The organism is Burkholderia sp. E168m22, from assembly GCF_001319805.1.
Classification (GTDB): Bacteria; Pseudomonadota; Gammaproteobacteria; order Burkholderiales; family Burkholderiaceae; genus Burkholderia; species Burkholderia orbicola.
Map to the genome: position 1 here is coordinate 48,250 of NZ_BBSK01000074.1, position 20,565 is coordinate 68,814.

General features: G+C 64.9%; 18 protein-coding genes. 13 read left to right on the forward strand and 5 right to left on the reverse strand.

The window, feature by feature from the left end:
* Positions 1–4: 4 nt before the first annotated feature.
* Entirely contained in the window at positions 5–571 is a 567-nt protein-coding gene (locus AP428_RS17490; RefSeq protein WP_011547214.1) for a helix-turn-helix transcriptional regulator, read from the reverse strand.
* Between the two features lie 448 nt (positions 572–1,019).
* Between AP428_RS17490 and AP428_RS17495 the strand changes: the two genes are divergently transcribed.
* From AP428_RS17495 to AP428_RS17505, 3 genes are all read left to right on the forward strand, one after another.
* Positions 1,020–2,423 carry an HdeD family acid-resistance protein gene (locus tag AP428_RS17495; protein ID WP_011547215.1) on the forward strand — a complete coding sequence of 468 codons (1,404 nt, stop codon included), beginning with the start codon at positions 1,020–1,022 and terminating at the stop codon, positions 2,421–2,423.
* A gap of 99 nt (positions 2,424–2,522) precedes the next feature.
* Complete coding sequence (locus AP428_RS17500; protein WP_012339630.1) at positions 2,523–3,101, forward strand: hypothetical protein; 579 nt, start codon at positions 2,523–2,525, stop codon at positions 3,099–3,101.
* Between the two features lie 127 nt (positions 3,102–3,228).
* Positions 3,229–3,960 carry a ribonuclease T2 gene (locus AP428_RS17505; RefSeq protein WP_006498851.1) on the forward strand — a complete coding sequence of 244 codons (732 nt, stop codon included), beginning with the start codon at positions 3,229–3,231 and terminating at the stop codon, positions 3,958–3,960.
* Positions 3,961–3,985: 25 nt separating this feature from the next.
* Here AP428_RS17505 and AP428_RS17510 read toward each other — a convergent pair whose 3' ends face one another.
* Positions 3,986–4,639: an isochorismatase family cysteine hydrolase gene (locus AP428_RS17510; protein ID WP_011547217.1), complete on the reverse strand. Its 654-nt coding sequence runs from the start codon at positions 4,637–4,639 to the stop codon at positions 3,986–3,988.
* 260 nt (positions 4,640–4,899) lie between these two features.
* On the opposite strand from AP428_RS17510, the gene AP428_RS17515 reads away from it, so the two are divergent.
* From AP428_RS17515 to AP428_RS17530, 4 genes are all read left to right on the forward strand, one after another.
* Positions 4,900–5,505, forward strand: coding sequence for a hypothetical protein (locus tag AP428_RS17515; protein ID WP_102961848.1), 606 nt, complete (start codon positions 4,900–4,902; stop codon positions 5,503–5,505).
* A 118-nt stretch (positions 5,506–5,623) separates the two neighbouring features.
* Complete coding sequence (locus AP428_RS17520) at positions 5,624–6,340, forward strand: alpha/beta fold hydrolase (RefSeq protein WP_172593237.1); 717 nt, start codon at positions 5,624–5,626, stop codon at positions 6,338–6,340.
* A 126-nt stretch (positions 6,341–6,466) separates the two neighbouring features.
* Positions 6,467–6,910, forward strand: a complete 444-nt coding sequence (locus tag AP428_RS17525) for a hypothetical protein (RefSeq protein ID WP_011547220.1) — start codon at positions 6,467–6,469, stop codon at positions 6,908–6,910.
* A 41-nt stretch (positions 6,911–6,951) separates the two neighbouring features.
* Positions 6,952–7,434, forward strand: coding sequence for a cupin domain-containing protein (locus tag AP428_RS17530; protein WP_011547221.1), 483 nt, complete (start codon positions 6,952–6,954; stop codon positions 7,432–7,434).
* A gap of 137 nt (positions 7,435–7,571) precedes the next feature.
* Here the strand turns inward: AP428_RS17530 and AP428_RS35385 are convergent, their stop codons facing one another.
* On the reverse strand, positions 7,572–7,946 hold the full coding sequence (locus tag AP428_RS35385; protein ID WP_011547222.1) for a cytochrome c: 375 nt from the start codon (positions 7,944–7,946) through the stop codon (positions 7,572–7,574).
* 529 nt (positions 7,947–8,475) lie between these two features.
* Here AP428_RS35385 and AP428_RS17535 point away from each other — a divergent pair.
* A complete protein-coding gene (locus tag AP428_RS17535; protein WP_011547223.1) occupies positions 8,476–9,381 on the forward strand; it encodes an SDR family oxidoreductase in 906 nt (301 codons plus the stop codon).
* Between the two features lie 233 nt (positions 9,382–9,614).
* Here AP428_RS17535 and AP428_RS17540 read toward each other — a convergent pair whose 3' ends face one another.
* Positions 9,615–10,529, reverse strand: a complete 915-nt coding sequence (locus tag AP428_RS17540; RefSeq protein ID WP_011694802.1) for a glutaminase — start codon at positions 10,527–10,529, stop codon at positions 9,615–9,617.
* A 219-nt stretch (positions 10,530–10,748) separates the two neighbouring features.
* On the opposite strand from AP428_RS17540, the gene AP428_RS17545 reads away from it, so the two are divergent.
* Entirely contained in the window at positions 10,749–11,459 is a 711-nt protein-coding gene (locus AP428_RS17545) for a response regulator (protein WP_006498855.1), read from the forward strand.
* Between the two features lie 64 nt (positions 11,460–11,523).
* On the forward strand, positions 11,524–12,654 hold the full coding sequence (locus AP428_RS17550) for an ATP-binding protein (RefSeq protein ID WP_011547225.1): 1,131 nt from the start codon (positions 11,524–11,526) through the stop codon (positions 12,652–12,654).
* 99 nt (positions 12,655–12,753) lie between these two features.
* On the opposite strand, the gene AP428_RS17555 is transcribed toward AP428_RS17550, so the two are convergent.
* The gene (locus AP428_RS17555; RefSeq protein WP_011694800.1) at positions 12,754–15,165 is read right to left on the reverse strand and encodes a patatin-like phospholipase family protein; all 2,412 of its coding nucleotides are present in this window, start codon (positions 15,163–15,165) and stop codon (positions 12,754–12,756) included.
* 271 nt (positions 15,166–15,436) lie between these two features.
* Between AP428_RS17555 and AP428_RS17560 the strand changes: the two genes are divergently transcribed.
* The 3 genes from AP428_RS17560 to AP428_RS17570 all read left to right on the forward strand — a co-directional run.
* Positions 15,437–16,471, forward strand: a complete 1,035-nt coding sequence (locus tag AP428_RS17560; RefSeq protein ID WP_011547227.1) for a rod shape-determining protein — start codon at positions 15,437–15,439, stop codon at positions 16,469–16,471.
* 167 nt (positions 16,472–16,638) lie between these two features.
* Positions 16,639–17,331, forward strand: coding sequence for a YdcF family protein (locus AP428_RS17565; RefSeq protein ID WP_011547228.1), 693 nt, complete (start codon positions 16,639–16,641; stop codon positions 17,329–17,331).
* Between the two features lie 711 nt (positions 17,332–18,042).
* The coding region (locus AP428_RS17570) for an autotransporter-associated beta strand repeat-containing protein (RefSeq protein ID WP_197285602.1) at positions 18,043–20,565 on the forward strand (2,523 nt) is incomplete at its 3' end.

Sequence of the window (20,565 nt, forward strand, 5' to 3'; positions counted from 1 at the left end):
ACTGTCAGTGTGCGTCGAGCGTCTCCACGAGCCGCACGGCCGAGCTGTCCGACAGTGTCATCCGTGTCCACCGGCATCGGCTGCCGCGAATCGGCACGACGCGCGACGCATTCGCGCCGGTGTCGAACTCGACGCTCGGCGGCCCCGCGCGGTCGTGCCAGCCGAACGGGTCGAGCGCGGCTTCCATGCGGACGATCTCCGGTGTCGCGTAGCGCCACAGCGACGTGCCGAGCAACGTCGAAAGCGGTTGCGAGAACTCGGCCGCGCGTGCTGGGGAACTGGCCAGCAGGCGGTGCGTGAGGTCGCACACGAGATGCATGCGGCCCGCGCTGCCGGCGATCAGCCGCGCGAGTGCGTGGTCGCCCGCCGAGTCGAGGCGCGCCGCGAGCAGCCGTTCGGCCGTCGCGCGCTCGGCGGGCGACATCTGCTGGAGGCCGGCTTCCCAGCGCGAGATCGTCGATTGCGCGACGCCGAACAGTTCGGCTGCATGGCTTTGCTTCACGCGGTGCAGCGCGCGCCAGCGCTTGAGTTGCGGGCCGAGCGAGGATGGATGAAGCGGCGGATGGGGCATGTCGATGCTCCTGTTTCATGCGTCGGCCAGCGCCATGACGGACAGGGGCCGGCGTGGAACCCGGCGAGTGGCGGCCAGCATGTGCCGGCGTTGAATCGGTCCATGCATGTGTTCTTGTCCCGTCTGTGCGGTTCGGTTGGGTGGCTTTCGCCCTCGGAAGCCGGATTCTCGCGTATCCGTCGCACGTTGTCGAACCCGAACCCTGCTGTGGCAGTGGGCAGCCGCTCCCCTCCGCGCCCCATCGAAGACGTTTTCGCGAGGCTTTCAAGCGGCCCCTTCATATCTTATTATTCGCCCAGAGCGGCGCGTGCCGGCCGCCATCGAGCATGTCGACGACATGACGCGCTGGCAACGATGACCGCTTTCCGGCCGGCGCGTCGCCCGACACGCGGTCGACACGACAGGGAGCGCGAGGCCGCGCGTATCCCGAAAAAGATACGAGGGCGCAATGGTACGACTGGTGTTGCTGCTGCTGGGCATCGAATATCTGCGAACCCGCTGGCGCGGGCTGACCGTGCTCGGCTGGCTGTGGGTGGCCGCGGGCATCGGCATTTTTGTCGATGCACTCGACGGCGCGCTGCATTTTCCGATCGAGCTGTTCGCGTGGCTGTTCCTGATCGAGGGACTCGCGACGCTCGCGGTGGCCGGCAGCGGTGTCGGCGGGCAGCGCATCCTGCGCTACGTGAAGGGCATCGCGGTCGTGATGGCGGCGGGGCTCGTGTTCGCCGGCCATCATCACGGCCACTTTCTGCTGTCGATGATCTTCGGCACGCTGTTTCTCGTCGACGGGCTGCTGCAATGCACGTCCGCGTGGATGGTGCGCTATCGCCGCTGGCACGTCGCGTTCGCGTGGGGCGTGGTCGAGATCCTGTTGGCGATTTTCTTTTTCCAGCCGTACCCGACGCACTACGCGGGCACCGTGCCGTACTGCCTCGGCCTGCTGCTGATGTTCGGCGGGATGCATATGCTGAGCCTCGCCGCACGCGTGCGGCGGCTGACGCGCAACCCGGCGTTCGCGACGTCGCCCACGCCGGCGCTTGCACCGGATCTCGACGACGCACCGGACCAGCCGCAGTTCGCGCAATCCGAATGGGACGGCCCGCCGGCCGACGGCGAGCGGGCGCTCACCGTGCACGTATGGACGCCGACCGGCACGTCGAAGGCCGAAGCGCAGCGCTACCCGGTGATCGACCGCTACATCGCGGCGGTGGACGTCAACGGCGTGATCTCGACCGGCCATGCGGCGCTGGAGTCGCCAGAGGGCATCTACATCAGCCTGTATCCGGGCGTCGAAATCGATCGTTCTCCGGACGAATTCACGCGCATCCTGCGGGCGACGCGCGAGAACGACGTGCCCGGCCTGTTCCAGCCCGACTATGCGACCGAGTCGAAGGCGTGGTGTCCGTCGACCGTGCGCGTGCGCATTCGCAACTACGATCCGGCCAAGCTCGACGCGTTCTGGTCGTCGTACCGGCAGAACACGACGTACAACCTCACGTACCGCAATTGCTCGAGCACCGTGTCGAATGCGCTCGAGGCCGCGCTCGACGGTGCGGTGTGGCGCCTGAAGGGCGCGCGGGCCGGATGGGGGGCATTCGTGCGGCTGCTGCTTACCCCCGAGCTATGGGTGGCCGCGCAGATCCGCAAGCGCGCGGTGACGATGGCGTGGACGCCCGGCCTCACGCTCGACTATGCACGTGCGCTCAGCATGCTCGCCGATCCGCGTCCGTTCGCGTGGTGGAAGGTCGCGCGCTCGGCGGTGAGCGCGATCATGGCATCGCGGCGTGCATGGCGCGAGCAGGACAGCGCAGCGCTGTCGCCCGGCGGATCGGAGGCGGTGTCGATGAAGTAAAACGCGTGGCGCCGGAAGCGGGTCCGGCATCACGAAGGGCGCCTGCGCGCGGTGCGGCCCGCCGATATTGCCCGCGATAAAAACCCACGGACGACAACAATGAACGAGACGACGGCGTTCCGCATCCTGATTCCCGCCGCGTTGACGCTGGCGCTGGCAAGCGCCAGCTTCGCGCAGGCGGGCACCGACGAAGTGCCGCGCATGAGCAACGACGTGTACCGGACGTCGGTGTCGTTCTGCTCGAACGTCCCGGCCGCCGAGAGGATCGCGTGCCAGGGCGACATGATCGCCGCGGGCAGCCGGATCGTCGCGGCGATCGGCGGCCTGCCGCCGGCTTCGGCCACGGCGATCGACGAAGGCGCGCGCAGCAAGCTGCCGCCGGACGAGCGCAACGGGCTCGCGCCGGTCGAGCCGGGTGCGATCGACAAGGACGACACGCTGGCCGGCCTCGCCGGCATGGTGCGCCTGTGCGACGTGTACGAACCGGAACCGGCGTCGCGCGCGCGGCATCACGCTGCGCTGCAGCAGAAGGCGCCCGATGTCGCACCGCGTGTCGAGGCGTTGCTGGCCGATGCGTCGACCGCGGCGCGCCGGCGCGTCAGCATCGGCGTGTGGCAGATTCTCGCGCTCGAGGGGCCCGAAGCGTCGGCGCGCGCGTGTACGCAGTTGGGCACCTGAGCGAAGCGCGCATTCTTTCGTGCACCTTCACATTCGTGCCACGTTGCGGCAGCAACAATCGCGGGCAGACATTCGACAACCTTGCGGCGCATCCCGCGACCGCAAGCCTTTTCCGAGGAAACACGCCATGCTCAAGACGCTCGCCCGCGCCGCTGCCGCACTCGCCGTCGCTTCCGTTTCACTGCACGCCGCCGCGCAGACCAGTTACGACTACCTGTTGCTCGCCGCGTCGTGGGAGCCGGGTTTCTGCGCGTCGCACGACACCCCGGAATGCACGAACCTCGCCGGCTCGTACGCGGCGACGAGCCTGTCGCTGCACGGGCTGTGGCCGAACCGCTACGACGGCAACCAGCCGTTCTACTGCGGCGTGCCGCAGAACGACATCGACCTCGACAACGCGCACCAGTGGTGCAGCATGGACGCGTACCCGATCAGCAGCGCGACCCGCAACACGCTGTCGACGTACATGCCGGGCGTTGCTTCGTGCCTCGACAAGCACGAATGGTTCAAGCACGGCACGTGTTCGAATTCGGCGACGCCCGATGCGTACTGGAACCAGGCGTCGGGCATGATCAGCCGGCTCGGCAACACGTCGTTCAACGCGTTCCTGCAGGCGAACGCGGGCAAGACGGTCACGCGTAACCAGTTGCTGTCGGCGTTCGAAGGCGCGTTCGGCAGCAACACGCGCAGCGCGGTGTCGCTGAAGTGCACGAAGACGAACGGCGTGAGCTATTTCACCGAAGCATGGATCGCGGTGAAGACGAATGCGACCGCGCAATTTCCGAGCGCGGCGTCGCTCGTGACGGACGGCAATACGCAGGGCACGTGTCCGACGTCGGGGGTGTTTATCGCGAAGTGAGGCGGATGCTGCGGCTCGCCCGTCGTCACGCCAGCAGCCGCAGCGCATCCGCGAGCGACAGTACCGTCGTGCGCGATTCGAACGCGGTGGCGAACAGATGCTCGTGGACGATCGGGTCCGGGTCGTAGCAGCAATCCTTGATCGTGTAGAGGCGGAAATCGGCGTCACTCGCATGGGCGATCGACGACAGCATCACGCCGGTCGACGCGATGCCGACCATGATCAGCGTATCGACGCCTTGGGCAATGAGCCGCGCCTGCAGATCGGTGCCGAAGAACACGCTCGCGCGGTGGGCGACGATCAGCGGTTCGTCGGGTCGTTTGGCCAGTTCGGGACAGGGGGCATCGTCGATGAAGAGGCCGAGTTGCTTGATGCCCTGGCCGTTCTTGTTGAGCGGGCTGACTTCCGGATAGCCGGGGCTGAAGCGGAGATTCGCGAACCAGACGCCGACGCCGGCGGCGCGTGCCGCGTCGCAGAGGCGGCGGGTATTGGCGAGCAGCTCGGGCGCGACCGACGGGAACAGGCCGAGGATGTCGGTCTGGTAATGCATGACGAGCAGCGCGGTTTTGGATGGCGCGATCGGGGGAATCTGGTAGAGCGTGCTTTGAGCAGGCGTGTTGTCACCATGGGCGGGCGTGTGGGTTGCCATTTCGATATCCGGTGCGGTTTCCTCGTTCATGAATGACGCTCTCCAATAGCTCGGGCAATTTTTTCGGTGCAGCCTTATCTGACGTTGGTACGCGCGAACCGATGCAATATAAACCGGGATGCGTTCTCGCGCCGACTCCGCTGAGCAGGTTTTGCCGGCGCACGTGGCTGGTGCGGAGGGGGCTCCGATGTAGGCTGTCGCGAGATCGCTGTTCAGCGTGCGATCTCGGCTTGAAGAGATCTGATTCAAGGGCGTACTTCCAGTGTGGCTGTCCGATGGAGAATCAGGCAATGCCGGAACGCTTCGATATATCCGTGACGTTAGAGCGATCGGTCTCGCTGGCCGAGCGCCAGGAGATCGTTTTTTCCCTCGCGAAAATCTGCACCCCGTTCTTTGATGCGTTTCACGAAGTGTCCGTCCTCGATTTCAAGACCGGATCGGAGGTCCGCAAAGAATGGGCCGACGGCGAAGGCTTGGCGGGATGGCGGGCGGGGGAGGATGAGCTGCTTTTCGTCTACGGGGCCAAGTCGACACAATTCACGGGTGCTCGCGGTTGCATGCGAATTGAAGAGCGCGAGTGGGGTGCGCAGTTTTCGATTTCCTTGCCGCTGTCGGCGGATGCCGATTCATTTCGACTGGAGTCTCTCCTGGTTGATATAAAGGATTACGCGGCACACCAGTCGCCCATGTTCATCGTCGCGGCCGGATGGGAGCTGGATTGCGATATCGATGCCGGGATCGACGGCATGGTGAAAGACGCGTTGTCCGATGGTTCGTTGTGCCAGTGGCTTGCGACGCCCGCGCCGATCGTTCCGGATCGGCCGAACGATTGGCAGGAAACAAATGAATCAGGCGGAATAACGTGTCTAAAGCGGAAATCGGTGCGGTGGGCCTGAAGGAGTCCGCGCTGTTGACGAGTCGCGTCTGAATTTTTTGCGCGCGTACTTCAAAAAATTGACCGCCGAGGTCGCAAACTTGTTACCGCAGTCGTGCAATCCGTCTTCGCAGAGTGCCATGCCATTACCGCTCGTCTTTTTGCCCGCAATGCCCTGCGACGGACGCATGTATGCCGATCAACTCGAACGGTTGAACGATCTGGTCGTACCGTCCGTCCGGATGCTGGCCTATCCTACGTTCGCTGAAAGCGCCGAGAGGCTGCTTGCTTCCATCGACGGCCCATTCATCATTGCAGGCACGGCTTACGGTGGTTGTATCGCGATGGAAGTAGTCGCGTGCGCGCCGCAGCGCGTGCGTGGACTGTGGTTGATGAACTGTCAGCCCGGACTACCCCCGTATCCGGATCGTGTTCGCGACACCAGCCGAAGGATTCGGGAGGGGGAACATGAGCAAGTTATCGCCGAATTTGCCGAAAACGCCATTCCCCCTGTAGATATCAGGTCGAGAGCAGCGTTTGTTCAAATGGCTCGCGATACGGGTGCCGACATGTTCGCGCGACAATCCGATGCGACTTTGACTCGCTCGGATCATTGGTCGACGCTGGCCACGAGTGCGATTCCGACACTTCTCATATGGGGCGAGGCAGACCGCTTCGTTCCGGTCGATGTCGGCCGTCGGATCGCCAGGATGATGCCGCATGCTCGTTTCGAGACGCTGGAAGGATGCGGGCACTTTCCGACGCTGGAGCGGCCATCAATATGTACCGACATTGCTCGACGCTGGCTGATAGAGCAGGTTATCGGTAGCCCCGTCGACGGCATTGCAGCCACATGAGAGAACCCCCAAGACTGTCGGGCGAGAAGCGGCCGTTCTCGGTCGCTCAACAAGGTTGTATCGTTCGTCGACAATCGATTCTGTCATGTTGGCAGCACCGCTTGATTTGCCTATCCTCCCTCTACCATGACCACTATTTACGACACCATCGTTTGGTTACAGTCGGATACCAGCGCGGAACAATTTCCGATCGTTGAATTTTCTGCCGACACCGACATGGCGACCCTGGGATGGGTGTCCTTGACGAGCACGGATCAACCGGAAATCGTCGTTACGCAGGTAACGGCAGAAGAGTTCCGCGCGATAGCGAAGGGTACGGACGGTTATCTTGCTGTTGAACATCGGGTAAACGCCGCGCTTAAGCGGCTCGATCTCAAGTGCTCGTGGCTGGTGCGTGTTGACGATGGCCCGAACGTCGCAGGCGGGTCGTTCCAGATGTTCCGGGAAGCGTATCGGCCACCAAAATTGTTTTTTCGAGACATTTTTAGTGACGCGTTGGCACAGGAGGCCAGTCGTACGACTCGCGCCGAGTTCGAGCGTAACGGTGGAAAAGTCATCGTTCTCCAGTGATCCGTTCAACGACGCGGCGCGCCTCTTAAAGGAGAACCCCGATGAGCCGGCCAGATTTCATCAAGCACTGGACTGAACTCGAAGAACCGGATGCGCATTCCTATCGCGGCGATACCGAGCCAATGGCGTTCGACGCGCCGCTTTCAGCCGCACTCGGCATTACGCGTATTGGAATCCATCATGTCAGGCTTCTGCCCGGACGGCGGACGTCATATCCCCACGCCGAAAGTACCGAGCAGGAGTTTGTGTACGTGCTCGAAGGCAAGCCCGACGTATGGATCGACGGCGTGCTTCACCCCATTGCCGAGGGCGATTCCGTCGCGTTTCCGGCAGGCACCGGAATTTGTCACACCTTCATCAACAATACGAAGGACGAAGTCAGGTTGATGGTGATCGGCGAACGTCCTCGCGACGACAACCGCATTCGTTACCCGCTCAACGAAGCGTACGAACTGACCCGCGCGGACCGATGGGTGGACTGGCCCGACAGACCGCTCGGCGACCATGACGGGATGCCGGACTGACGCTCACCGGAAGACCGCATCGGCCGACCCCTGCCAGCGACAGTATCCGGACGAGTGACCGCCGTACTTTTAGGATTCAACCCGCCGATGCAACGAATGGATGAAATCGCTTAGCCGATGTATCGAAGTTCAGTATGCTATTTCTTTGAAATCAATCCGGTCATATATTGATTCAAATCGCGAAAATCTTTGACCGTCCACGGATGCGGCGGCAGTTTTACGCCATTCTCTCGCAAGGTTTTGGGAATCAGGTCGCCGTTCGGGCGAAGTATGACGGATGAAACGATAACGCCCGGGTAATCACTCAGCCGTTTTTTGAAAGCGGGCGTCGTAAGATCGGGCGTGGGCGGGTTGCTTTTATTGGCCAATGGTCCCGTTCCTCTGGCGTCTGCTCCGTGACACATGGCGCATCTCGCCAGGAAGATCTTTTTTCCGTTATCACTATCCGCAAAGGCTTGGGATGTTTGAGAAAACAATGAAACTCCTAGCGAGGCGATGAGCAATATTTTCATTTTTGTTGATTTTTTGTATAAGCCTTCGGGTGTCTCTCAAGGCCGATTGTTGTAAGGCGACGTGCTCTCCATTGAGTATGCCGATATTAACCTGCCGCCGTTGTGCCGGGTGAGATGCGTCTAACTTCGCCACCTAAAAAAATCGACCGCCCCGTATAAGTCGTCAATCACTCCAGCGCCAGCGTCCTGCGCTACGAATATATAACCCGCATGCGATTCCATCGGTACCGACGGACGGGGGAGTGCCGTGCTGCCTTCGACGACCGGGTTCGGCCACTTGCGGTCGGTAAGGCACGTCGGGGGTGGGCTGCCCAAGCAGCCGAAAATTTACACTGGTGAGTTTACTTTTCGTCCGGAAAACTACACTATGCGGTGTACTTCACCAAAGTCATCCCTGCGGGTCCACCCGGACCGGCCGACACCAGACCCATTTCCCAGCCGCACGTGCGTTGTCGGCTGAAGCTGAATGCCTGCCAGCTGTCCGCGTCCGAGCCCGGCTTTATCGAATGAAATCATAGGAGAAACGCGAATGTACAAACCTCTTGATCAGCGGGGGCGCCGTATTGTCATTACCGGAGCCAATAGCGGCACCGGCAAGGAGGCGACCAGGCGATTGGTGGCGGCTGGTGCCGACGTCATCATGGCGGTACGCAGCGAGTCGAAAGGCGATGCCGCCCGCCGGGATATACGCAAGGAGTTTCCAGGGACATCGATTGAGGTCCGCACGTTGGATCTCTCCAGCCTCGCGAGTGTGAGGAATTTTGGTCGCCAGTTGCTCGAGGAGGGACGCCCTCTCGACGTGCTCGTCAACAACGCAGGGATCATGATGCCGCCGACGCGTGTACTGAGCTCGGACGGATTCGAGCTACAGCTTGCGACCAATTTTCTGGGTCACTTCGCACTGACCAATCTGCTGTTGCCGCTTCTGCTTGAAGCGAAGTCTCCTCGCGTCGCCACGATGACAAGCAGCGCCGCAATGGGTGCCACAATCAATTTCGACGACCTTCAAGGCGAAAGGTCGTACAAGCCCATGACGGCGTATGCGCAGTCCAAGCTGGCCTGCCTGCTGTTGGCGAATCGATTGGCAGAAATTGCGCGCGAGCGTGGCTGGCCCCTGCTCAGTACGAGTGCCCACCCAGGCCATACGCGCACCAATCTTCAGACGAGCGGTCCGAATATGGGTACTGATTCAACCCGCAAGAGGCTATCGTTCCGACTTGTACCGTCCATGGACGTGGAATGGGCCACGGACTCGCTCTTGCGCGCGGCAGTCGATCCCACAGCGACTCAGGGCGCATTCTACGGCCCACGTTTTCTGCTCGTCGGGAACTCGCACGTTGCCAAACAGCCCCGCTCCGCCAAGAGCGCGGATTCGATTCGCCTGTGGCAAGTAGCTGAAGCATTGACGGCGACGCGTCCACCGCAGGTGGGATGAGCACGCGCTGCGCGGCCAGCCAATCCTCGCAGTGAATTCTGTGCTACCTGGCGGTCGCTCGCGAAAGAGGGGGCGTGATTGTGGGCGATTGGATCAATCCGCGGCTACGCCGTCGACCGGCCTGAGATGGGTCGATTGCTGCCGATGGCCGAATTTCCCATTGAGCGCTCTGGCGCGCGCCGACAGGAATCTGCCGCCGTCGCGCCAGATGAGGCACGCTTGACTTCGACGCTTCAAAAAATCGACCGCTCCGTATAAGTCGTCAACCACTCCAGCGCCAATGTCCCCGCCAGCGAGTTCCCGTTCGCATCCAGCCCTGGCGCCCACACGCACACGGCCATCTCCCCGGGCAGCACCGCGACGATCCCGCCGCCGACGCCGCTTTTCGCCGGCAACCCGACGCGATACACGAAATCGCCCGCCGCATCGTACGTCCCGCAGGTCAACATCAGCGCCGACAGCCGCTTCGCCGAACTCGAATCGACGACCCGTTCGCCGGTCGCCGGCGCGATACCGCCATTCGCGAGGAACAGCGCCGCGGTGGCAAGCTCGACGCAGTTCATCTCGATCGCACACTGGCGGCAATACGCGTCGATCACCGTATCGGGCGGCATCTGCATGTTGCCGAAGCTCGCCATGAAATGCGCCATCGCGCGGTTGCGTTCCGCGTGCTGCAACTCCGACAACGCGACGCGCGAGTCGTAGTCGATGTCGTTCGAGCCGATCAGCCGCCGCACGAATTCGACGAGCGCCGTCTCGGCCTTCACGAAGCGGCGGCACAGCACGTCGGTGACCACCAGCGCGCCCGCATTGATGAACGGATTGCGCGGCTTGCCGCGCTCGCTTTCGAGCTGGACCAGCGAGTTGAACGCGGTGCCGGACGGCTCGCGGCCGACCCGTTCCCACAGCTCGTCGCCGAGCAGCTGGAACGCGAGCGTGCACGCGAACAGCTTCGAGATGCTCTGGATCGAGAAGCGCTCGTACGCATCGCCGACCGTGTAAACGTTTCCGTCGAGCGTCACGACGGCCATCCCGAACTTGTCGGCGGGCACTTTCGCGAGCTCGGGAATATAGTCGGCCACCCGTCCCTGGCCGATCCAGGGGGCGAGTTCGGTGTGGATGCGTTCAAGAATCGATTGATAATTCATCACGTCGGGCAGGGTAGAGGCACGGCCGGATTCCGGCGAGCCCGTATGGAACCGTCCCGGCGCCGATTCGTCAAGCTCGGCCGGAATCGCGCCCTTATTTTCAAGACCGGCAAACAGGCAGGCGGCGGGCGCAGTATCATGCGGTACGTTTCGGCCGAGGGCCGGCGTCCGGCACCGGCCGGCGCCGCCGCGGCTTTCCCGATGATCCGACCGCTACCCATGTCTTTTCGCATCCTGCTCGTCGAAGACGACACCCGCCTGTCCACGCTGATCGCCGGCTACCTGCGCAAGAACGACTATGAAGTCGACACCGTGCTGCATGGTGACGCCGCGGTGCCGGCGATCCTGTCCATTCGTCCCGATCTCGTGATCCTCGACGTGAACCTGCCGGGCAAGGACGGCTTCGAAATCTGCCGCGAGGCGCGCAAGCAGTACGACGGCGTGATCATCATGGTGACGGCGCGCGACGAACCGTTCGACGAGCTGCTCGGCCTCGAATTCGGCGCGGACGACTACGTGCACAAGCCGGTCGAGCCGCGCATCCTGCTCGCGCGGATCAAGGCGCAACTGCGCCGTGCGCCCGCGCGCGCGGCCGAGAGCACCGCGCCGCAGCCGGAGCGCTACGCGTTCGGCAAGTTCTCGATCGACCGCACCGACCGCACCGTCGTGCTGCCCGACGGCAGCACGCCCGATCTGACGTCGGCCGAATTCGACCTGCTGTGGGCGCTGGTGTGTCATGCGGGCGAAGTCGTCAGCCGCGACGATCTGATGCTGCAGTTGCGCGGCGTCGAATTCGACGGCCTCGACCGCACGATCGACGGGCGCATCTCGAAGCTGCGCCGCAAGCTGCGCGACGACGCGAGCAACCCGCAGCGGATCAAGACGATCCGCAGCAAGGGTTATCAATTCAGCAAGCACGCGTGGGAATGACGCCGCGCTCGCGCGACGCCGTCACGTTCCGCGCGGGCATTCCGCCCGCCGGCCGGGAGCCGCGATGATTCGACGAACCCGTTCGCACCCCGATGCACCGCCGCTGCCCACGCTGCGCTACGTCAAATGGCGCTGGCTGCATTTCCGGCGCGCGTGGACCGACACACGCGCCGACCGCATACCGAGCTGGTCGCGCCTGTACCTGCGCACCTACCTGCATCTGCTCGGCCTCGTGTTGCTGACCGCGCTGGTGCCCGCGCTCGCGCTGTGCGTCGAATTGTCGCCGCAGGTCGTATGGCATGCGTTCGACTCGCTGCCGGGCGACATCTGGATCGTGCTCGCGTTCGTGTTTACCGCGCCCGCGCTCGCCGCGTACCGGTGGATGCGGCCGGTCTGGTCGGATCTCGTGATGGTGCGCGAGCGCGCGATCGACTTTACCGGCGGGCGCTTCAACACGCGCGCGCGCGAATCGCACAGCGTGATCATCGGCCCGCTGGCGCGCACGCTGAATGCGCTCGCGATGCGCATGGAGCGGCTGATCGCCGCGCAGCGCGATCTGACCAACGGGATCTCGCACGAGTTGCGCACGCCGCTCGCGCGCGTGCGCTTCGCGCTCGAAATGCTGCGCGAACCGGGTTCGGCGGCCGAATACCAGGGCGCGCTCGACAGCATCGCGCAGGACGTGACCGAGCTCGAGGAGCTGATCGACATGAGCCTCACGTATGCACGGCTCGAATACAGCTCGCTGCAGTCGAACCTCGAGATGACGGCGCCCGTCGCGTGGTTCGAGCATCAGGTGAACGACGCGCAACTGCTGTATCCGGACCGGGCGATCGAGTCGCGCATCGAGATCGGAGCGGATTTGCGCGTGAAGATGGACCGGCGGCTGATGTCGTATGCGATGCGCAACCTGTTGCGCAATGCGAGCAAGTACGCGAAATCGCGGATCGTCGTTGGAATCTCGCTCGTGCACGGCAACGTCGGCATCTTCGTCGAGGACGACGGCCCCGGCGTGCCCGAGAGCGAGCGCGAACGGATCTTCGACGCATTCGTGCGCCTCGACCGCCGCACCGGCGGCTACGGGCTCGGCCTGTCGATCACGCGACAGGTGCTCCACGCGCACAACGGCCGGATCGCGGTCGTCGATCCGGTCGAACTCGGCGGCGCGCGATTCGAGATCAGCTGGCCGGTCTAGCACGACGTCGCGCGAGGCCCGACCCGCGGCCCGCCGTGAAGTCGACAGCTGCCGCCGGGACGGCGCCACGGATGCCGCCGCAGCGGCATCCGCGCATGCTCAATAAGTACGGCCGAGCTGCAGGTAGAAGTTGCGTCGGCCGCTGGGCGCGAGCGCCACGCCGATATAGACGGGCCCGAATGCGGTCGACAGGCTCGTGAAGAACGTGTAGCTCTGCTTGAGCGCGCCGCCGCCGATCTTCTGGCCGCTCGACCAGACGTTGCCGACTTCCGCGCTGGCGCCCACCGACAGCGCCTTGATCGGCGACGCGTTGAACGTCATCAACTGGTTCATGTACGTGATCTGTCCGTACGCGAGCTCGTTGCCGTTCAACTGGTCGGCCGCATAGGCAGACAGATGCTGGAAGCCGCCCAGCGTGAAGTTGAACGCATTGATCAGGTTGGTGCCGCCGATGCTCTTGCCGCCTTCGATCGTCGCGCTGACGCTGTGCCGGCCGAACTGCTGCGCGATCATCGCCTTGCCGTAGATCTCGGTGTAAGGCGCGTTGCTGATCCCGTCGGCGAAATCCTGTGCCGAGCCGCCGTTGCGCGACACCAGCGAGCGTTCGACCCGCAGTTCGCCGAAATAACCCTTGCGCGGGAACATCGGATCGTCGAGCTGATCGATGACGAGCCGCGCCCGCGCGATCAACGCCTGCGACGTGAAGCTCGGCCATAGCAGCGCCTGGCCGCTGCCGTCGTCGAACGGCAGGTTGTAGGTCGGCGAGCCGTGCCCGGTCACGTAGCCGAGACCGATGCGGAAATCGCCGAGCCGCGCGATCGGCAGGCCGAGGTCGATCCCGGCGCGCGCCGTCTGCATCAGGTACTGCGTGATCTTCACGTCGCCGGAGTCGTCGTACAGGTTCGCGTAGCGACGCTGATATTCCGCGTACGGCGACAGGTAGACGCCGTACGCGGTCGACAGCGGCTGGCGCAATTCGACGCGCGCCGACTGCAGGTCGCTGCCGATCGTCGTGTCCGCGCGGAATTCGAGCCCCGATTCCGTGAGCCACGGCCGCCGGTAGCCGACGTGCAGGCGGAAGCCGCCTTCGTCGGTCGAACTGCTCGACATGCCGAGCCCGAACAGCAGGAAGTTGGGCCCCCAGTACTTCTCGCGCGCGTCGATCTCGAGCACGTTGTCGTCGCCGCGGCTGACGATCTGCTGCGTGACGCTCTCGAAGTTGCCGCCCGTCGTGAGGCCGAGCAGGTCCTGGCTGACGGTCTTCGGATCATAGATGTCGCCCGGTTTCACGTGCAGCGCGTTGCTGACGACGCGCTTCGGCACGCCGCCGCTGGTCTTGATGTCGATGCGCGTGATCCGGATCGGCGGCGGCAGCGGCTGCGCATGTGAGGACCGGTAGGCCGCGTACTGTTCCGGCGTGAGCGCGAAGCGCCGCAGCTTCGGCAGCGCCGCGGTCGCGGCGGCCGCGCCGGCGGCGATCGCCTGCTTCGCGTTCTGGAAATCCGTGAACGCGAGCGAGCCCAGGTCCGGCGTGAGCAGCACGTCCCGCGCGTCGAGCTGCTTGCGCTGCGCGGTCACGTTCTGGCGGATCAGGATGCCGACCATCTGCTGCATCACGTCGGCCGGCGACGCGAGCGCGTCGAGCGGGCGCAGTTGCGAGCCGATGTCGACGGCGATCACGACGTTCGCGCCCATCTGCCGCGCGGTGTCGACGGGCAGGTTGCTGACGAGGCCGCCGTCCACGAGCGCGCGCCCGTTGATCTCGGCCGGCGCGAACAGGCCCGGCATCGCCATGCTCGCGCGAATCGCGAGCGGCAGCGAGCCGTGGTCGAGCACGACCATCTGGCCGGTCTGCAGGTCGGTCGCGACCGCGCGGTACGGGATCGGCAACTGGTCGAACGGCTGGTTGGTCGGCACGGCGGCCGTCCAGTTCGCGAGCAGCGCCTGCAGCCGGTTGCCCTGGACGAGGCCGACCGGCGCCTTGACGCCCTTTTTGCCGAAGCCGAGCGTCAGCCCGTTGATGTACAGGCGTTCGTCCTCGCGGCTGGTTTGCGGCAGGTCCGCGCGATCCGTCACGTCGAACGCGATATCCGCCAGGTTGACCTCGGACAGCCGCCTCTGCATCTCGTCGGCCGCCATCCCGCTCGCATACAGGCCGCCGACCACGGCGCCCATGCTGGTGCCCGCGATGCAGTCGATCGGAATCCGGTTGTCCTCCAGGACTTTCAGGACCCCGAGGTGTGCATAGCCGCGCGCACCGCCGCCGGACAGCACGAGGCCGATCGACGGGCGGCCGGCCGGGCCGCCGTCGGCCGTGCAGGTGTGCGCGGACGCAGCGGGTGCGGTGGGCGTGGCGGCGGCCGGCGCGTTGGCTGCAGCGGCAACGGTCTGGGCAGCGGCGGATTCGGCGGCCGGCAGCGGTTGCGCGGCGAGCGTGCAGCACCAGAAGGCAACGAGCGTCGTGCAGAGCGGGCCCAGCGGCGCCCAGCGGAAGAAAGCGGTCGCTGTCATGGCGAAGATACCTGGCGTGATCGTGCGTCTGAGGCCTGCCGGGAGCAGGCAAGACCGAGAGATTACCGTGTTTTACAAGCCCGACGCGAGAGGCCGTTGCGTAGCCGGACGTGCCCGGAACGCCACATTCGGCAAATTGGTCGCGAAAAAATCATGGGAATTGCCTAAAGTATCGGAACGATTTGCCGCTAAGCTCGTGATGGGGCGGTATGGACGCGCGGCAAAAAGTGCGGCGCGGCTGTCCCGGCCCGTTCCCTCACCAAGGTTTGATATGTCGACACCGCTGTTCGGAAAGTTGTTTGCGCAACCCGTTGCGATCGACCCGGGAACGGCGAGTACGCGGATCTATACGCATGAACGCGGCGTGGTGCTGAACCAGCCGTCGGTCGTGTGCTTCCGCAAGGGCGGCGCGAGCGACGCGCGGCCGACGCTCGAGGCCGTCGGCGAGCTGGCCAAGGCGCTGCTCGGCCGCGAACCGGGGCATCTGGAAGCCGTGCGGCCCATGCGCCACGGCGTGATCGCGGACGCGCACGCGGCCGAGCAGATGATCCGCAGCTTCATCGACATGTCGCGCACCCGCTCGCGCTTCGGCCGCCGCGTCGAGGTCACGTTGTGCGTGCCGTCCGATGCGACGGCCGTCGAGCGCCGCGCGATCCGCGAGGCCGCGTTCGCGGCCGGCGTATCGGAGGTCGAACTGATCGAGGAGTCGCTCGCGGCCGGGCTCGGCGCGGGCTTGCCGGTGACCGAGCCGGTCGGCTCGATGGTCATCGACATCGGCGGCGGGACCACCGAAGTCGCGGTCATCGCGCTCGGCGGCATCGTCTACCGCGAGGCGATCCGCGTCGGCGGCAGCCAGTTCGACGCGGCGATCGTCAACCATGTCCGCAACCTGTACGGCGTGCTGCTCGGCGAACAGACGGCGGAGCACGTGAAGAAGGCGATCGGCTCGGCCACCAGCGCGGTGCCGCGCACGTCGACCCGCGCCGTCGGCCGCAGCATCGGCGACGGCCTGCCGCGTTCGGTCGAGCTGTCCAACCACGACGTCGCGGACGCGCTGGCCGCGCCGCTCAAGCAGGTGATCGGCGCGGTGAAGTCGGTGCTGGAAAACGCGCCGGCCGAACTCGTGACCGACATCGCGAATCGCGGCGTGGTGCTCACCGGCGGCGGCGCGCTGCTCGCCGATCTCGAGCGCCTGCTGTACGACGAGACCGGGCTGGTCGCGCGGATCGCCGACGAGCCGGCCACCTGCGCGGTGCGTGGCGCCGGCGAGGCGATGGGGCGGCTCGCGATGTGCCCGGTCGATTGAGCCCGGGCGGTGCCGGTTTCGCGGCGCGGCGCATCCTTCACATTCTTTCGATCTCCCTATGGCCGACCTGCGTGGCCGGCATCGGTTCGTCGCATGGACAGGCGCGAGCGCGCCGTGCTAGCGTGACGCGCCCGTCGTGACGTGCCCGTTCGGGGCTGGGCCGGCCGATGCGCCCGACGACACCTGAGAGACCGAATACCTTGAAATATCGAACCAAACGGAGCTTTGCGGCCCGGGCCGGCCGCGTGCTGGCCGTCGTTGCGTGCGTCTGGGCCGCGGCGGCCGCCGCGATCGTAATCCATGGCATGCGGATGCCGAGCAACCCGGCGGACGTCGCCGTGATCTTCGGCAACGCGCTCGACGACACCGGCGCGCCGAAGCCCGTGCTCGCGGCCCGGCTCGATGTGGGCGTGCGCTGCTATCGCGCGGGGCAGTGCCCGGCGTTTCTGGTCAGCGGCGCGATCGACGGCCCCGGGCTGAACGAGGCGACGGCGATGCGCGACTACCTCGTTGCGCGCGGCGTGCCGGCGGACCGGATCGCCGTCGACGACCAGGGCGACAACACGCTCGCGACCGCGCAGCACACGCTGGCCTACCTGCACGCGCATCGCCTGTCCCGCGTGCTGATCGTCAGCCAGTATTACCACCTTGCGCGGGCGCGTCTCGCGTTCGAGCGCGTCGGCATTGCGCGGTCGAACATCTCCGCCGCCTATCCGCGCCGCTTTCAGTGGCGCGATGTCTATTCGAGCTGGCGCGAGGTGCCGGCCTACGCGGTGTATGCGGTGCGGCTGTGGGTGAATCCGGATGCGCGGCCGGTTTCGTTTCGGCCGATGCTTTATTTGATGCGGCTGTTTTCGTGAGGCGACGGCGCCGGGAGCGCGCGCTTCCAATCGGCGTGGCTTCCTTCTCCCTCCGGTTGCCTACCGTCTCGTGTCGGCGGTGCGAACGTCATTGACGCCGGACGAACGATAACGATTTGCGTTGTCGCTTCATTTCGAGACGAAAATCGAAGCAACGCCCGTGATTGTTTGAGAATCCGCATTCGCATGCCAATTTGGCAAATGCGGATGAGTCGTATTGGCGATTCGGGACGGTTAATATATTGCACTGCAAAATTCGCAGATACTGAATCAAGTCGATATATCAGTGTTTTCACGGATGCGGTGCATCCAGTGTCTTTGCGAAAAGTCAAAAAGCGCCGTCGAAAAACGTGCCGGATTGTCATTTCCGATAGCCTGTCGGGAAGTAAAAAGTACATATTCCTTGACCCTTGATCCGACGGGGAAATATCGACTGGAAAACGGTTCGAGTTTGATATAGCCTTGTCTGATAAAAGCAGGGCGGTAATCAAATCAACCAGAAAGTCGCTGCAAAAATACAGGGGCCACCATCATGTCATTCGACTAGTTCCGAACCTGCACTCCCAGGTTGTTAAAAAATTCATCCATGAATAAACCGACATCGCGTCGCGATTGCCGGAGCGGACGCTTTTATCCGTGATTTTCTGCCGTGCGTCAGTCGGTGTGGCCGCAATACCAATACCAAAGCCGAAATCAATAACGAGGGAAAGCATGACTATTGCGCGTTCGAAAAAAGCGGGTGAGCCGTTTCCGAGACTGCTGTTGCCCACGGGCGTGTTTCTGGCGCTGTCGGGCGCGGGCATCGTTCCCGCCCACGCGACCTGCAGCACGGCGGGCACCACGGTGACCTGTTCCGGCGTCGCGAATCCGCTGGCGCCCAGTTATTCGAACAGCGCCAACAACGTGAACGCGACGGTCAACCCCGGTGCAAGCGTCGGCGTGCTGCTCGGCGTCGGCGGCACGGCGATGTCGCTGACCGGCAATAACGTCACGCTGACCAACAACGGCACGATCGACCCGTCGGCGCTCGGCTCGGGGCTCGGCGTGCTGTCGAGCGGCACGGTGGTCGGCAACGCGGCGGCGAGCACCACGACCGTGACCAACAACGGCACGATGATGGGCTCGACCGGCGTGGCGATCAGCGGCGTGACGGGCATGGCGCTGTCGGTTCAAAACGGCGCGGGCGGCACGTCGACGATTACGAACACGGGTACGATCGGCTCCTCCCCGCTGGTCGGCGCGACGCTGACCGGCGCCGATGCGCCGGTGGTCGCCGCGTACGGCGGCGGCACGGTCAACATGTCGAACAGCGGAACGATCACCGGTCGCGTGTCGTTGGGGTCGAGCGGCACACCGGGGCAGGGCAATACGTTCACCAACTCGGGCACGATCAACGGCGGCGTGTCGATGGGGGCGAACAGCACGAATACGTTCAATGCCGTGACGGGCTCGTCGGTCAACACGGCCGGCGGCACCGGCGGCGCATTCAACATCACGGTCGGGCCGATCACGCTCGGCGTGGCGGCAACCGGCGTGGTCGACGGCGGCGCGGGCGGCAACAACACGCTCAACCTGCAGCAGGGAACTGCGGCGAACGGCACGATCGCGGCCAACAACTACATCAACTTCAATCACCTCGACGTCACGAGCGGCAACTGGACGATCAACGGCGCGTCCACCGCGCAGGACGCGACGCTGTCGGGCGGCGTGGCGATCATCAACAACAACGCGTCGCTCGGCACCGGTACCGTCACGGGCAACGGCGGCGCGTTGCAGGCCGGCACGACGGGGCTCAACGTCTCCAACAACGTGTCGCTTGGCGCGGGCGGCCTGACGGTGCAGGGTGCGACCGGGCTGACGCTGTCCGGCACAGTGTCGGGGGGCGGCGCGTTGACAAAGAACGATGGCGGCACGCTGACGCTGTCCGGCGCGAACAGCTACACAGGCGCCACGAACCTGAATGCCGGCGGCCTGGTGGTCGGCAACAATTCGGCGCTCGGCATCGGCGCGCTGAACGTCAACGCGTCGGCGTCGCTCGACGCGAGCACGAACGTGACGCTCGGCAACACGGTCAATCTTGCCACCGGCTCGACGCTGACGCTCGGCGGCAGCAACGCTCTCGGGCTGACCGGCACGATCAGCGGCAGCGGCGGCCTCACGAAGAACGGCGCGGCGACCACGACGCTGAGCGGCGTGAATACGTATACGGGCGATACGACCATCAACAGCGGCACGCTCGCGCTGAACGGAGCCGGCAGCCTGTCGGCGACCGGCACGGTCAACCTGACCGGTGCGGGCGCAACGTTCGACGTGACCGGTGCGTCGGGCGCGCGGACCATCGGCTCGCTGGCCGGCGCGGCCGGCACGAACGTGACCCTTGGCGCCAATTCGCTGACGCTCAACGGCAGTGGCAATGCGACCTATGCCGGCACGATCGGCGGGTCCGGCAGCGTGACGCTGTCGGGTACCGGCACGCAATCGCTGACGGGCACGAACGTGTACACCGGCGGCACCAACCTGAACGGCGGCAACCTCGTCGTCGGCAGCAATACGTCGCTCGGCATCGGCGCGGTGAACGTGAACGGCTCGTCGACGCTCGATGCGACCACCAACGTGACGCTCGCGAACGGCGTCAACCTCGCGACGGGCACGACGCTGACCCTTGGCGGTAGCACCGACCTCGGCCTCGGCGGCGTGGTTTCCGGCGGTGGCGGTCTCGTGAAGAACGGTGCGGCGACGCTCACGCTGTCGGGCGCGAACAACTATGCAGGCGGCACGACGCTGAATGCTGGCGGACTGGTGCTCGGCAACGGCTCGGCGCTCGGCACCGGCGCGCTGACCGTCGGCGGCTCGGCGACGCTCGATACGAACACGAACCTCACGGTCGGCAACGCGATCAACCTCACGACGGGCAATACGCTGACGCTCGGCGGCAGCAACGCGCTCGGGCTGAGCGGTGCGATTTCCGGCACGGGCAGCCTCGTGAAGAACGGCGCGGCGACCACGACGCTGACGGGCGCGAACACGTACACGGGCGGCACGACGATCAATGCCGGCACGCTGGCGATCGGCGCGGGCGGCAGCCTGTCGTCCACGGGGACGGTGAACCTGGTCAATCCGGGGGCCGCACTGGACATCAGCGCGGGCAGCGCGCAGTCGATCGGCGCGCTGTCGGGCGCCATCGGCACGAGCGTGAGCCTCGGCGCCAACGCACTGACGCTGGGCGGGACCGCG

Bases quoted from the DNA above. Each gene is read 5' to 3' on its own strand.
- AP428_RS17490 (WP_011547214.1), bottom strand. From the start codon at position 571: ATGCCCCATCCGCCGCTTCATCCATCCTCGCTCGGCCCGCAACTCAAG.
- AP428_RS17495 (WP_011547215.1), top strand. From the start codon at position 1,020: ATGGTACGACTGGTGTTGCTGCTGCTGGGCATCGAATATCTGCGAACC.
- AP428_RS17500 (WP_012339630.1), top strand. From the start codon at position 2,523: ATGAACGAGACGACGGCGTTCCGCATCCTGATTCCCGCCGCGTTGACG.
- AP428_RS17505 (WP_006498851.1), top strand. From the start codon at position 3,229: ATGCTCAAGACGCTCGCCCGCGCCGCTGCCGCACTCGCCGTCGCTTCC.
- AP428_RS17510 (WP_011547217.1), bottom strand. From the start codon at position 4,639: ATGAACGAGGAAACCGCACCGGATATCGAAATGGCAACCCACACGCCC.
- AP428_RS17515 (WP_102961848.1), top strand. From the start codon at position 4,900: ATGCCGGAACGCTTCGATATATCCGTGACGTTAGAGCGATCGGTCTCG.
- AP428_RS17520 (WP_172593237.1), top strand. From the start codon at position 5,624: ATGCCATTACCGCTCGTCTTTTTGCCCGCAATGCCCTGCGACGGACGC.
- AP428_RS17525 (WP_011547220.1), top strand. From the start codon at position 6,467: ATGACCACTATTTACGACACCATCGTTTGGTTACAGTCGGATACCAGC.
- AP428_RS17530 (WP_011547221.1), top strand. From the start codon at position 6,952: ATGAGCCGGCCAGATTTCATCAAGCACTGGACTGAACTCGAAGAACCG.
- AP428_RS35385 (WP_011547222.1), bottom strand. From the start codon at position 7,946: ATGAAAATATTGCTCATCGCCTCGCTAGGAGTTTCATTGTTTTCTCAA.
- AP428_RS17535 (WP_011547223.1), top strand. From the start codon at position 8,476: ATGTACAAACCTCTTGATCAGCGGGGGCGCCGTATTGTCATTACCGGA.
- AP428_RS17540 (WP_011694802.1), bottom strand. From the start codon at position 10,529: ATGAATTATCAATCGATTCTTGAACGCATCCACACCGAACTCGCCCCC.
- AP428_RS17545 (WP_006498855.1), top strand. From the start codon at position 10,749: ATGTCTTTTCGCATCCTGCTCGTCGAAGACGACACCCGCCTGTCCACG.
- AP428_RS17550 (WP_011547225.1), top strand. From the start codon at position 11,524: ATGATTCGACGAACCCGTTCGCACCCCGATGCACCGCCGCTGCCCACG.
- AP428_RS17555 (WP_011694800.1), bottom strand. From the start codon at position 15,165: ATGACAGCGACCGCTTTCTTCCGCTGGGCGCCGCTGGGCCCGCTCTGC.
- AP428_RS17560 (WP_011547227.1), top strand. From the start codon at position 15,437: ATGTCGACACCGCTGTTCGGAAAGTTGTTTGCGCAACCCGTTGCGATC.
- AP428_RS17565 (WP_011547228.1), top strand. From the start codon at position 16,639: ATGCGCCCGACGACACCTGAGAGACCGAATACCTTGAAATATCGAACC.